A 12,569-nucleotide genomic window follows, 5' to 3' on the forward strand; every position below is an offset into this window, starting at 1 on the left:
ACATCAAACAAAGAGTTCGCCGAGGTCCTGCAACACACCGAGCGCGCCATCGAACGTATCGTCATGGAAATACAGGCTGCGCGTGATCAGCACGGGAACGCCAGCGCGGGTGGCCGCCAATAACCCGTTACCGGAGTCCTCGATCGCAATGCAGCTTGCCGCGGGCAGATCGAGCTGTGACAGCACCTCCAGATAGACATCGGGCGCCGGCTTCTTGCGCGCGACGTCATCGGCTGCGACGACCGCGGCGAATCTGGTTTCCCACTCGTTGCCCAGCACGGGGGCGAGCAACGCGTCGATATTGACGCGCGTGGTGGTCGTGGCGATGGCCACGCGCTGCTCGCGCGCCCACGCGTCCTCGAGCAGCGCCTTGACGCCGGGACGCAAGGCGCATCCCTTATCGGCCATCAGGGCGGCAAATCTGTCCGTCTTGATGCGGTGAAGCCTGGCGATCACGGCATCGCTCAAGGGCGGGCCCGAGCGCCGCATCTGGTCGAAGGCGCGAATGCGTTCCTTGCCGCCGGCGACACGCAGCAGCTCCTTGTAGACCCGCCTCCCCCAATGCCAGTCGATGCCGATGGCCACGAACGCCTCGTTGAACGCCTCGCGATGGATCTCCTCGGTCTCCGCCATCGTGCCGTCGACGTCGAGGATCAAGGCGCCGGCATCGGCAATTCTTTGCCGCAGAACGTCGAATGGTGAATTCTTAACCAGCGCGAGACTCATGACTGGGCCTCCCCCTTTGTCTCGGCCTTGCCCTCGGCCTTGGCGAACACCCGGCTCGCCAGCACGTCGCTGGCTTCGATCGACATCACGTCGTCGGAGGTCAGCACACGGTCGAGCCGCGAGACCAGCCGATTGGCCTGGCGCAGGCGAATCCGATCCAGCGCATTCCGGATCGAGCGCGCGTTGGAGAACAAGGGCTGGGTGCGGCGGACCACGATGTATTTTTCGAACGCCGCCCGCGCCTCGGGCGTGAAGCGATAATTCTGCCCCTCCAGCATCATCTCGGAAATCGTCAGCAGTTCGGCTTCGGAATAGTCCGGGAAGTCGATGTGATGGGCGATGCGCGAGCGAAATCCGGGATTGCTCTGGAAGAACTTCTCCATGCGGTCGGCATAGCCGGCAAGAATGACCACGAGGTCCTCGCGCTGCGATTCCATGATCTGCAGCAGGATCTCGATCGATTCCTGGCCGTAGTCGCGCTCGTTTTCGGGACGGTACAGGTAATAAGCCTCGTCGATGAACAGCACGCCGCCCATCGCCTTCTTCAGCACCTCCTTGGTCTTCGGCGCGGTGTGGCCGATATATTGGCCGACGAGATCGTCGCGCGTGACGCTGATGACGTGACCACGGCGAACGAAGCCGAGCCGGTGCAGAATGCCGGCCATGCGCAGGGCGACCGTGGTCTTGCCGGTGCCGGGATTCCCCGTGAACGACATGTGCAGGGTGGGAAACGTCGTCGCCAGGCCCATCTTGCGACGGATCCGCTCCATCATCAGCAGCGAGGCGATCTCGCGGATCCGCGTCTTGACCGGGGCGAGGCCGACCAGCTCACGGTCGAGCTGCTCGAGCACGGGCGCGATCTCGACGCTCTCGAACTCGCGGCGCAGATCGATCGTATCGACCGGCGTCGCCTCCTTGGCGTCCGCCTGCGTAGCCTGCATCATGGACTGGTGCTCCGCTTTGGCCGAAGTTCGCAGACGCTGGCGGCAGCTCCTCCCGCGAACTCCGGCAAGCGGGGACGCCGTCAAATCGGTCTCAATCAGTGCGGCAGAGCCGGTGCTGAAGTCCCCGCCTCGATCGGCAAGGACTTCAGCGCGGCCGTGTTATGAGTAGCGCTCGCCTTCGGGCCGCTCGGCCGCGTAGGACCGCGTCGAGTAACGCTGATTGCGCCCGACGGTTTCCTGACGATCGAGCCGGAAGCCTGGCTCGTTCTTCGGCCGGTTGACGATGAAGGACAGCCGGATCGACTCCCAGCCATGAGACGAGTCGAACGCCGAGATCCGGATGTAGCGGTCGCCATAGATCTTCCGGCACTCGGCAAGCTCCCGCATGATGCCGGCGGCATCGCGCAGGTCGAACATCGGCAGGCCCCACATCTCCCAATAGGTGTTGCGGGGATGCGGGTCGTCGGTGAACTCGATATTCACCGCCCATCCCTTCTCGAGGCAGTACTGGATCTGGGCGGTGATCTGGTCGTCCGTCAGATCGGGCAGGAAGGAAAAGCAGCCTTGGGTCACGCGCATGGTGTTATCTCCTGATGTTAGGATGCCGGGCGAGCCGGTGTCCGGCCCGCAGCGCGGCGATGCATCGTTTAGGCTTTAAGCGGCGGGCGTCACGGTCGGCACGAAGTCCGGCGTATCCGTCGATTCATAGTTGAAAGTGACGTCCTTCCAGATCTCCAGCGCCTCGCGCAGCGGGGTGCAGGTCTGCGCCGCCTTGGCGAGGATTTCCGGACCTTCATGCACGTAGTCGCGGCCCTCGTTACGGGCGAGGATCATGGCTTCCAGCGCCACACGGTTGGCGGTCGCGCCAGCGGCGATGCCGCGAGGATGGCCGATGGTGCCGCCGCCGAACTGCAGCACGACGTCCTCGCCGAGCAGGTCGAGCAGCTGGTGCATCTGGCCGGCATGGATGCCGCCCGAGGCCACCGGCATCAGCTTGTTCAAGCTCGCCCAGTTCTGGTCGAAGAACACGCCGTGCTCCAGTCGCATCGGATTGAAGTCCTCGCGGCAGATGTCGTAATAGCCGCGCGTGGTGTTCGGGTCGCCCTCGAGCTTGCCGACGACGGTGCCCGCATGGATGTGGTCGACGCCGGCGAGCCGCATCCACTTGGCGATGACGCGGAACGACACGCCATGCGAGCGCTGCCGCGTGTAGGTCGAGTGTCCGGCGCGATGCAGATGCAGGATCATGTCGTTGCGGCGAGCCCATTTCGCCATCGACTGGATCGCGGTGTAGCCGATCACGAGGTCGATCATGACGATATTGGAGCCGAGCTCCTTGGCGAATTCGGCGCGCTCATACATGTCTTCCATCGTCGCCGCGGTGACATTGAGATAGGTGCCTTTGATCTCACCGGTCGCGGCCTGCGCCTTGTTGACCGCCTCCATGCAGTACAGGAAGCGCTCCCGCCAATGCATGAAGGGCTGCGAGTTGATGTTCTCGTCGTCCTTGGTGAAGTCGAGCCCGCCCTTCAGCGCCTCGTAGACGACGCGGCCGTAGTTGCGCCCGGACAGGCCGAGCTTCGGCTTGACGGTGGCGCCCAGCAGCGGACGGCCGAACTTGTCGAGCCGCTCGCGCTCGACGACGATCCCGGTTGCGGGGCCCTGGAACGTCTTCACATAGGCCACCGGCAGCCGCATGTCCTCGAGCCGCAGCGCCTTCAGCGGCTTGAAGCCGAACACGTTGCCGATGATCGAGGCCGTCAGGTTGGAAATCGAGCCCGGCTCGAACAGGTCGAGATCATAGGCGATGTAAGCGAAGTGGCTGCCGGGCGATCCCGGCACCGGCTCGACGCGGTAGCACTTGGCGCGATACTTTTCCGCGGCGGTGAGACGATCGGTCCACACCACGGTCCAGGTCGCGGTCGAGGATTCGCCGGCCACCGCAGCGCAGGCCTCGGTCGGGTCGACGCCGTCCTGCGGGGTGACACGGAACAGCGCGATGACGTCGGTGTCCTTGGGCTGGTAGGACGGCTCCCAATAGCCCATCTTCTTGTATTCCATCACGCCGGACTTGTAGCGATCCTTGCCGCGCACCGTGATCGATTGGTCGTTCATGTGTTCCTCCTGGCTGTCTCGTTGTGGCTGTTGACGTCACGCAGCTTCAGTCATTCCCCCAATTCGCGGATCGAGCGCGCCGGAGCGATAGCGCTTGGCCATCTCCGACAGCGGCAGCACCTTGATCCTGGACGCGTTGCCGGCGGCGCCGAACTGCTCGAAGCGCTCGCGGCAGAGCTCGCGCATCGAATCCATCGCCGGCTTCAGGAATTTGCGCGGGTCGAACTCGCTCTTTGACGACGCGCCGACCTTGCGGAAGATCGCGGTCATCGCCAGCCGGCAATCGGTATCGATGTTGACCTTGCGGACACCGTGGCGGATGCCGCGCACGATCTCCTCGACCGGCACGCCCCAGGTCTGCGGCATCTCGCCGCCGAACTGGTTGAACATGTCCTGCAGGGATTGCGGCACCGAGGACGAGCCGTGCATCACCAGATGCGTGTTGGGCAGCCGGCGATGGATCTCCTCGATCACGTTCATGGCGAGGATCTCGCCATCCGGCTGGCGCGAGAATTTGTAGGCGCCGTGCGAGGTGCCCATCGCGATAGCCAGCGCATCGACCTTGGTGACGCGCACGAAGTCGACCGCCTGGTCCGGATCGGTCAGCAGCTGGTCGCGGCTGACCTTGCCTTCGAGGCCGTGGCCGTCCTCCTGCTCGCCGCCGCCATGCTCCAGCGAGCCGAGCACGCCGAGCTCACCCTCGACGGAGGCGCCGACCCAATGCGCCATGTCGGTGACGCGGCGGGTGATATCGACGTTGTACTCATAGTCCGCCGCGGTCTTGGCGTCGGCCTTGAGCGAGCCGTCCATCATCACCGAGGTGAAGCCGTATTTGATGGCGGTCGCGCAGGTCGCCTCGTCGTTGCCGTGGTCCTGATGCAGGCAGAGCGGGATCTGCGGATACATCTCCTCCAGCGCGTCGATCATCTTCGACAGCATGATGTCGCCGGCATAGGAGCGCGCGCCGCGCGAGGCCTGGATGATCACGGGGGCATCGACCGCAGCCGCCGCCTCCATGATCGCCAGCCCCTGCTCCATGTTGTTGATGTTGAAAGCCGGCACGCCGTAGCCGCGCTCAGCGGCATGGTCCAGCAATTGTCTGAGCGTGATCCGCGCCATGGTTGGTCTCCGTCCCCTGTGTGGTCTGTTCTGTGGATGCCGGGCGTCAGGACGCCCGCGCCCGGATGATGTTGCGCATGGCCGCGTCAGCGACGGCCGCCGGCGTGATGCCGAATTCGCGGTACAGCACATCGGCCGGCGCCGAGGCGCCGAACCCGTGCATGCCGACGAACTCGCCGGCGTCGCCAAGCCAGCGCGCCCACTCGCCTTCGATGGCGGCCTCGACGCCGATGCGCGGCGCATTGCCGAGCACCTCGGCGCGATATTCCGCGGACTGCTTGCGGAACAATTCGAAGCAGGGCGCCGACACCACCGCCGCCTGCACGCCTTCCGCTGCCAGTAGCTTCGCGGCCTCCAGCGCGATCGCCACCTCCGAGCCCGTCGCGATCAGCGTGACGTCGCGGCCGGCTTCCGGCTCGATCACCACGTAGGCGCCAAGCGCCACCTTGTTATGATCGGACGCCTCGGTCCGGAACGCCGGCAGCGCCTGCCGCGACAGGCACAGCACCGACGGCGAGGTCTCCGCGCGCAGCGCGCAATCCCAGGCTTCAGCCGTCTCGACCGCGTCGGCCGGACGGAACACCAGGAGATTGGGAATGGCGCGCAGGCTCGGCACATGCTCGACCGGCTGATGGGTCGGGCCGTCTTCGCCGAGGCCGATGGAGTCGTGGGTCATCACGTGAATGACGCGGATCCCCATCAGCGCGGCCAAGCGGATCGCTGGCCGGTTGTAGTCGGCAAACGCCAGGAAGGTGCCGCCATAGGGAATGAAGCCGCCATGCAGCGCAACGCCGTTCATGGCCGCGGCCATCGCGTGCTCGCGGACGCCGTAATGGACGTAGTTGCCGTCCATGGTCGACGGCGTCACCGATTTGTGCGTCTTCGCCTTGGTCAGATTGGAATGCGTCAGATCGGCGGAGCCGCCGAGCAGGTTCGGCAGCACCGTCGCGATCACGTCGATGACGTTCTGCGACGCCTGGCGGGTTGCGATCTTCGGCTTCTCGGCCGTGAGCTGCGCGATGAACTGCGCCATCCGCTCAGTGTAGGCGGCCGGTAGCTTCTTGTTCAGCGCATCGTGACAGGGCGAGCGGTCCGACGTGCCGAGCTTGCGTGCACGCTCCTTCCACGCTTGGCGCACGCTGCGGCCGCGCGCGCCGATCTCGCGCCAGCTCACCAGCACGTCGGCCGGAACCTCGAACGGCCGGTGCGGCCAATGCAGCGCGGCGCGGGTCTTCTCGACTTCCTCCGGCCCAAGCGGCGCGCCATGCGCCTTCTCCGATCCCTGGCGACCCGGCGAGCCGAAGCCGATTGTGGTGCGGCAGGCGATCATGCTGGGCCGGTCGCTCTGCCGCGCGGCGGCGATGGCGGCTTCGATCGCCTGGGGATCATGGCCGTCGATGCGGCTGGTCGCCCAGCCTGAGGCTGCGAAGCGCGCGAGCTGATCGTCGGAACAGGCAAGCCCGGTCGAGCCGTCGATCGAGATGCCGTTGTCGTCGAACAGCACGATCAAACGATTGAGCCTGAGATGACCTGCGAGCGAGATCGCCTCGTGGCTGATGCCTTCCATCAGGCAGCCGTCGCCGGCGATCACATAGGTGTAGTGGTCGACCAGGTCGTCGCCATAGCGCGCATTCATCAGCCGCTCGGCGAGCGCCATGCCGACGGCGGTGGCGATGCCCTGCCCCAGCGGTCCGGTCGTGGTCTCCACTCCCGGCGTGTGGCCATATTCCGGATGCCCCGGCGTCTTGGCACCCCATTGCCGGAACGCCTTGATCTCGTCGATCGTCACCGCCTCGTAGCCGGTGAGATGCAGCAGCGCATAGAGCAGCATCGAGCCGTGGCCGGCCGACAGCACGAAGCGGTCGCGATCTGGCCAAGTGGGATCGGCGGGATCAAACTTCATGAAGCGCTGAAACAGCACGGTGGCGACGTCGGCCATGCCCATGGGCATACCCGGGTGACCGGACTTCGCCTTCTCCACGGCGTCAATCGCGAGGAAGCGGATGGCGTTCGCCATCTCGGCATGCGCAGGATCAGCTTTGAGATCGGATTTGGCGGCAGCCTTTTGCAGGGCGGTGGCGGTCATAGCGTGCGCCTCTTTCGGTCCATCAGTTGCATGATCATCGGGGTGAGAATGAGCTGCATGGCGAGATCGAGCTTCGAGCCATGGATTACGATCGAATTGGCGCGCGACATGAAGCTGCCCTGGATCATCGACAGCAGATAAGGGAAGTCGATGCCGCGCGGGTTCTTGAGACGGATCACCACCATCGATTCATCGGGCGTCGGGATCCAGCGCGCGATGAACGGATTGGAGGTGTCGACCGTCGGCACACGCTGGAAGTTGATGTCGGTCTCCGAGAACTGCGGGATGATGTAGTTCACGTAGTCCGGCATGCGCCGCAGGATGGTATCGGTGACCGCCTCGGTGGTGTAGCCGCGCGAGGCGCGGTCGCGGTGCAGCTTCTGGATCCATTCGAGGTTCATCACCGGCACGACGCCGATCTTCAGGTCGGCATGCTGGGCGATGTTGACCTTCTCGGTGACGACGGCGCCGTGCAGGCCTTCGTAGAACAGCAGGTCGGACTCCGCCGGCAGCTGCGTCCACTCGGTGAAGGTGCCGGGGCGGGCGTCGTAGAGCCGCGCCTCCTCCTCGTCATGCACGTAGTGGCGCGTCGTGCCGGTGCCTGTTTCCGAATAGTCGCGGAACGTCTTCTCGAGCTCCTCGAACAGATTGGTGTCGGGGCTGAAATGGCTGAAGTGCTTGTTGCCGCGCTCCGCCTCCTCGATCATCTTGCGGCGCATCTCCTCGCGATTGTAGCGATGAAAGGCGTCGCCCTCGATGTACGCGGCCTTGACGTTCTCGCGGCGGAAGATGTTCTCGAAGGTCTTCTTGACCGACGTGGTGCCCGCACCGGACGAGCCCGTGATCGAGATGATGGGATGACGACGTGACATGAATTCTCTCCGGAAGACTCGCCGAGCCAGGGATAATCAGCAGGGGTGCTCAGCAGCGCACGCTCAGCGGAACAGGCCTCGGCGGGCGAACAGGGGCGCATCGCTCGTCTCGAACAGCGGCTCGACACCTTCATGCAGCTGGTCGACATCGCGCACGAGGCGGACGTCGCCCATGATCAGCGGCGCCCGTTGGTGCGGCGAGCGCGCCGACAATTCGAGGATGCGCGCGCGGCCGCTCGAGGCCGAGCCGCCGGCCCATTCCATGATCAGCGCCATCGGATGCGCTTCGTACACCAGCCGCAGCCGGCCCTCGCGATAGCCCGGGCGGGAATCGGCGGGATAGAGGAACACGCCGCCACGCATCAGGATGCGGTAGGCCTCCGCCACCAGCGAGGCGATCCAGCGCATGTTGAAGTCGCGGCCGCGCGGGCCCGCAGCGCCCGACAGGCACTCATCGACATAGTTGCGGACGGTGCCGCTCCAGTGCCGACGGTTCGAGGCGTTGATCGCGAATTCCGGGGTATCCTGCGGGATGCGGATGCCCGACTTGGCGAGGATGAACTCGTGCAAGGTCGGATGCAGCACGTAGAGGTCGACGCGGCGGTCGATCGCGAGCACGAGGCAGGTCTGCGGTCCGTAGACGAAGAAGCCGGCGGCGAGCTGGGCGGTGCCGGGCTCGAAGAAGCTGGACAGCACGTCGCGGCCGCGCGGCCGGATCGAGAAGATGGTTCCGACCGAGATGTTGTTCTGCAGGTTCGAGGAGCCGTCGAGCGGATCGATCGCCACGCAAAGTGGGGCAGCCTCGTTGACCGTTTCCGGCCGGTCGCCCTCTTCCGACAGAATGCCGGCGACCGGCGCCCGGCGCAGTGCGTCGCGCATCAGATTGTCGGCGACGATGTCGAGCGCCTTCTGGATGTCGCCGTCGGTGTTGACGGTGGCGGCGCCTTCGTCGACGCCGGACAGCGGCGCGATGGCAATCTGCCGCGCCAGCTCGCGGGCGGCGTCGGCGAGGGCCTCGATGACAGCGGCGCAATCAGCATCCGCCCCGTGCGACGCGAGATGGGCCTGCAATGTCTGATGATGATTTAGCTCGTGATCCATGGGCCACTCCCTCGCCATCAGCTCCTCTGCCGGGAACTTGATGAAGCCGCACGAAAGCGTCGTGCCGCGCTGCTATCAAGACTACGATTTGCCTGATTAGGGAAATTTCAATATCTTTGGATCGACCAAAGTTTTCCTTATGCGATCGATATCACGAAGGTTCCATGAGCCGCCACTTCTCCCGCGACCTCACCATCCGCCAGCTTCGCGCGCTGGTTGCCGTACAGAACTCCGGATCGGTCACGTCAGCGGCCGGGCGTTTGAACCTGACACAGCCGGCTGTGACGCTGCAGATTCGCAATCTCCAGGAGCTCGCCGGGCTGCCGCTGATCCAGCGCACCACCGACGGCATGATCCTGACCGAGGCCGGGCGCAGCGTGCTCGCGCTCGCCGAGCGCGTCGAGGCCGCGCTGCAGGATTGCGAGCAGGCGCTCGACATTCTCGCCGGCCGCAGCGGCGGCCGGGTGGCGATCGGCGCCGTCAGCACCGCGAAATATTTCGTGCCTTTTGCGATTGCGGAGTTTTCGCGGCGCTTTCCCAAGATCGACGTGACGTTGCGGATCGGCAATCGCGACAGCCTGCGCGAGGCGTTGCGCGGCTATGATCTCGACATCGCCATCATGGGACGACCGCCGGCCGACATTCCCGTTGACATGCGCCCGTTCGGCAAGCATCCGCATGTCATCATCGCGCCGGCCGGCCATCGTCTCGCCCGCCGCAAACGCATCGCGGCCGATGACCTCGCCGGCGAAGTGTTCATCACCCGCGAGCCGGGCTCGGGGACCCGGCTGCTGATGGAGACCTACTTCGCCAAGCATGGCCTGCAGCCCAAGACCAGCATGGAGATGGACAGCAACGAGACCATCAAGCAGGCGGTCATCGCCGGCCTCGGCATCGCCTTCATCTCGCAGCACACCGTGGCCCATGAGCTCGGCGAAGGACGGTTGGTGACGCTGAAGGTGGTGGGCCTGCCGATCATCCGGCAATGGCACGCCGTGCGGCGCGCGGACAAGCTGCTGCTGCCCCCCGCGCAGGCCATGCTCGATTTCTTCGGCAAGGAGGGCGCGCGGTTTCTGCCCCGCTGAGCGCGACACCCGAAGCCGTGGCGGTGTCACGTCTCGCATGGCCTGACCTCACCAGTCGATCACGAAGCGGCAGGCGGATGCGCCGATGGCCTCGCAACTGATCTCGCGCGCGCGGGCGTTCCGATGCACCAGCCGGGCAAACAGCGTCTCGAAGGTTGCGGCGTAGAAATCGCAGATCGGATGGTCGGCCCCCTGCCCGCGGCACAGCGGGCAATGGCGGATCTCGTAAGTGGTCGGCCGCCCCGGACGCGCGGTGAAGAGGCCGGTGCCGGCGAAGGTCCAGGCATGCGCCGAGATCGCGCGCGACAGCGCATGACTGGCGAGGCGCGCCGGCAGCACGCGGAGCACGCGCTGGGCGGGTTGGGGAATGCGGTTTGCGAGCAGATAGAGCGCAGTCAACTGCCCCGCCTTTGCGCTGACCACACGGGCTGCATCGTCGTCCAAGGTGGCCCTGAGGGCGCGATGCAGCCGGATGACCTCCGCCTCGTCGACCATGTCGGCTGGCGGGGTCGCGAGATATGGCTCCAGCCTGGCGGCCGCGAACACGCGGCGCGCGTCCCACTCGCCGCGTAGCAGCCGCAAGGCCTCCGCGGTCTGGATGATCGCGTTGGGGCCGATGCGGCCTGTCTCTGACTGATGGTTGAAGCTGGCCGTGTGCCTGCCACCGTCCTTCGAGACGCCCGCCTCCGGCGGGCTCCTCAGGACGAGGTCTGAATGTGAGGTGCGGTCCACAACGCTCATGGTACTGCTCCCCTCATGGTGAGGAGCGCCGCTTGCGGCGCGTCTCGAACCATGAGGCCCCGAATGGTGCGGCGTTCATGAACGCTTTCAGCGGCGCGATCCGGGGCGGCGGCAGCGCGCGGCAGCTGAAGATGCTGGGCGCGCGCGCCGTGCATCTCAGTGCACCCTGGTCTCGGCCTCTTCGCTCATCTGCTCGGTGCCGCCGCCGCAGGCCATCACCTGCGCCTGCTGCGGTCCGGTCAGCTTGCGATTATGGCTCGTCTTCCATTCGACCTTGCCGAGCTCGGCGCGCTTGCGCGAGGTGTCGAAGCCGAAATCGACCTTGCCCTTGGATTGCGGCCCCCAATAGTTGACCCGGCCGAGATCGTAGAACTTGCGCTCGAAGCCCGACTTCAGGAACGCCTTGAGGCAGCCGAGCAGATACCGCCTGCGCTCTCCGGAGCCGGCCCAGGGATACGAGAACAGCGCCTTGTGCATGTAGAAGCGCCGGTAGTTGTTCATGACGCCGTCGAGCAATTCGCCGCGGTCCATCGCGTCGGGCTTCATGATCGGCGTGACGAAATTGTACTTCTCGTAGTCGAAGATCTCGACCTTGTCGCCGAGGTCGCGGAACAGGTCGGAGAACGGCCACGGCGTGTACATCGCCCAGTTGGCGAGATCAGGCTTCCAGTCGCGCGCCATCTGGTAGGTCTCTTCCAGCGTCTCGCGGGTCTCGTTCTCCAGGCCGACGATGAACTGCGCCTCGACGACGATGCCGGCATCGCGCAACAGCTGGATCGCCTTCTTGTTCTGCGCGACCGTGGTCTCCTTGTTAAAGCGATCGAGCTTCATCTGCGCCGCGGCTTCGGTGCCGAGCGAGACGTGGATCAGGCCAGCCTTGCGGTACAGCGGCAGCAGCGCCTCGTCGCGCAGGATGTCGGTGACGCGGGTGTTGACGCCCCAGAGGATCTTGAGATCGCGGCGGATCAACTCCTCGCAGAAGGCTATGAACTTCTTTTTGTTGATGGTCGGCTCCTCGTCGGCGAGGATGAAGAAGCCGACGTCGTGCTCGCGCATCAGGGTCTCGATCTCGTCGACCACCTTCTTCGGGTCACGGATGCGATAGTCGCGCCAGAACTTCCACTGCGAGCAGAAGCTGCAGGTGAACGGACAACCGCGCGCCATGTTGGGGATGGCGACGCGCTTGTTCATGGGGATGTAGATGTACTTGCTCCATTCGAGCACGCTCCAGTCGGGCGTGATCGCATCGAGATTCTTCACCGTCGGCGCCGCCACGGTGGCGACCACCTCGGTGCCGTCGCGATAGGCGATGCCCTTGATGCTGCGGCGATCGTTCTGCCAGCGGCCGTCTTCGTGGGCGCGCATCAAATCGACGATAATCTCCTCGCCCTCGCCGCGCACGATAGCGTCGATCCATGGCGCTTCCGTCAGCACCTGCTGGTACATGAAGGTGGCGTGGATGCCGCCGAGCACCGTCAGCGCATCGGGATGCTCCTCCTTCGCGATTTCCAGCAGCCGCTCGGCCTTGTAGATCGAGGGCGTGATCGCGGTGCAGCCGATCACATCCGGCTTCTCAGTTCGCAGGATGGCGCGGACCTGCTCCTCGGAGAGATCGTTGGTCATCGCATCGATGAAGCGGAGATCGGCGAAGCCGGCGGCCTTCAGCGCGCCGGAGATGTAGGCCGCCCAGGCCGGCGGCCAGTTACCGGCGATCTCGGCGCCGCCGGAGTGATAGTTGGGATGCAGCAACAAGATCCGCACGGCGTTCTCCCCGGTTATC

General features: G+C 65.2%; 11 protein-coding genes. 1 reads left to right on the forward strand and 10 read right to left on the reverse strand.

Going from position 1 to position 12,569, the window contains the following annotated elements; all coding sequences use genetic code 11:
- Nucleotides 1-3: 3 nt before the first annotated feature.
- From BRAD285_RS25810 to BRAD285_RS25845, 8 genes are all read right to left on the reverse strand, one after another.
- Nucleotides 4-726, reverse strand: coding sequence for an HAD-IA family hydrolase (locus BRAD285_RS25810; protein ID WP_006615551.1), 723 nt, complete (start codon nt 724-726; stop codon nt 4-6).
- A complete protein-coding gene (gene cbbX / locus BRAD285_RS25815; protein ID WP_006615550.1) occupies nt 723-1,667 on the reverse strand; it encodes a CbbX protein in 945 nt (314 codons plus the stop codon). Before cbbX ends, BRAD285_RS25810 begins: the two co-directional genes overlap by 4 nt.
- Nucleotides 1,668-1,829: 162 nt before the next feature.
- Nucleotides 1,830-2,249 (reverse strand): ribulose bisphosphate carboxylase small subunit, encoded by a 420-nt coding sequence (locus tag BRAD285_RS25820; protein ID WP_006615549.1) that lies wholly within the window; start codon nt 2,247-2,249, stop codon nt 1,830-1,832.
- Nucleotides 2,250-2,324: 75 nt separating this feature from the next.
- The gene (locus tag BRAD285_RS25825) at nt 2,325-3,785 is read right to left on the reverse strand and encodes a form I ribulose bisphosphate carboxylase large subunit (RefSeq protein WP_006615548.1); all 1,461 of its coding nucleotides are present in this window, start codon (nt 3,783-3,785) and stop codon (nt 2,325-2,327) included.
- 36 nt (nt 3,786-3,821) lie between these two features.
- Nucleotides 3,822-4,904 (reverse strand): class II fructose-bisphosphate aldolase, encoded by a 1,083-nt coding sequence (gene fba, locus BRAD285_RS25830; protein WP_006615547.1) that lies wholly within the window; start codon nt 4,902-4,904, stop codon nt 3,822-3,824.
- A 46-nt stretch (nt 4,905-4,950) separates the two neighbouring features.
- Nucleotides 4,951-6,990 carry a transketolase gene (gene tkt, locus BRAD285_RS25835; RefSeq protein ID WP_006615546.1) on the reverse strand — a complete coding sequence of 680 codons (2,040 nt, stop codon included), beginning with the start codon at nt 6,988-6,990 and terminating at the stop codon, nt 4,951-4,953.
- Complete coding sequence (locus BRAD285_RS25840) at nt 6,987-7,862, reverse strand: phosphoribulokinase (protein WP_006615545.1); 876 nt, start codon at nt 7,860-7,862, stop codon at nt 6,987-6,989. The genes tkt and BRAD285_RS25840 overlap by 4 nt, the downstream gene beginning before the upstream one ends.
- A 63-nt stretch (nt 7,863-7,925) precedes the next feature.
- On the reverse strand, nt 7,926-8,981 hold the full coding sequence (locus BRAD285_RS25845; protein WP_006615544.1) for a class 1 fructose-bisphosphatase: 1,056 nt from the start codon (nt 8,979-8,981) through the stop codon (nt 7,926-7,928).
- A gap of 146 nt (nt 8,982-9,127) precedes the next feature.
- Here BRAD285_RS25845 and BRAD285_RS25850 point away from each other — a divergent pair, with 146 nt between their 5' ends.
- A complete protein-coding gene (locus tag BRAD285_RS25850; protein ID WP_006615543.1) occupies nt 9,128-10,048 on the forward strand; it encodes a LysR family transcriptional regulator in 921 nt (306 codons plus the stop codon).
- A gap of 48 nt (nt 10,049-10,096) precedes the next feature.
- Here BRAD285_RS25850 and bchJ read toward each other — a convergent pair whose 3' ends face one another.
- Nucleotides 10,097-10,789, reverse strand: coding sequence for a bacteriochlorophyll 4-vinyl reductase (bchJ, locus tag BRAD285_RS25855; RefSeq protein ID WP_006615542.1), 693 nt, complete (start codon nt 10,787-10,789; stop codon nt 10,097-10,099).
- Nucleotides 10,790-10,945: 156 nt separating this feature from the next.
- Nucleotides 10,946-12,550 (reverse strand): magnesium-protoporphyrin IX monomethyl ester anaerobic oxidative cyclase, encoded by a 1,605-nt coding sequence (bchE, locus tag BRAD285_RS25860; RefSeq protein ID WP_006615541.1) that lies wholly within the window; start codon nt 12,548-12,550, stop codon nt 10,946-10,948.
- Between the last annotated feature and the right edge of the window lie 19 nt (nt 12,551-12,569).

The organism is Bradyrhizobium sp. ORS 285 (genome assembly GCF_900176205.1).
GTDB lineage: Bacteria > Pseudomonadota > Alphaproteobacteria > Rhizobiales > Xanthobacteraceae > Bradyrhizobium.

Coding starts and splice junctions, on each gene's coding strand:
- cbbX (WP_006615550.1), bottom strand. CDS start 1,667: ATGCAGGCTACGCAGGCGGACGCCAAGGAGGCGACGCCGGTCGATACG.
- bchJ (WP_006615542.1), bottom strand. CDS start 10,789: ATGAGCGTTGTGGACCGCACCTCACATTCAGACCTCGTCCTGAGGAGC.
- BRAD285_RS25850 (WP_006615543.1), top strand. CDS start 9,128: ATGAGCCGCCACTTCTCCCGCGACCTCACCATCCGCCAGCTTCGCGCG.
- BRAD285_RS25820 (WP_006615549.1), bottom strand. CDS start 2,249: ATGCGCGTGACCCAAGGCTGCTTTTCCTTCCTGCCCGATCTGACGGAC.
- BRAD285_RS25810 (WP_006615551.1), bottom strand. CDS start 726: ATGAGTCTCGCGCTGGTTAAGAATTCACCATTCGACGTTCTGCGGCAA.
- BRAD285_RS25825 (WP_006615548.1), bottom strand. CDS start 3,785: ATGAACGACCAATCGATCACGGTGCGCGGCAAGGATCGCTACAAGTCC.
- tkt (WP_006615546.1), bottom strand. CDS start 6,990: ATGACCGCCACCGCCCTGCAAAAGGCTGCCGCCAAATCCGATCTCAAA.
- BRAD285_RS25840 (WP_006615545.1), bottom strand. CDS start 7,862: ATGTCACGTCGTCATCCCATCATCTCGATCACGGGCTCGTCCGGTGCG.
- fba (WP_006615547.1), bottom strand. CDS start 4,904: ATGGCGCGGATCACGCTCAGACAATTGCTGGACCATGCCGCTGAGCGC.
- BRAD285_RS25845 (WP_006615544.1), bottom strand. CDS start 8,981: ATGGCGAGGGAGTGGCCCATGGATCACGAGCTAAATCATCATCAGACA.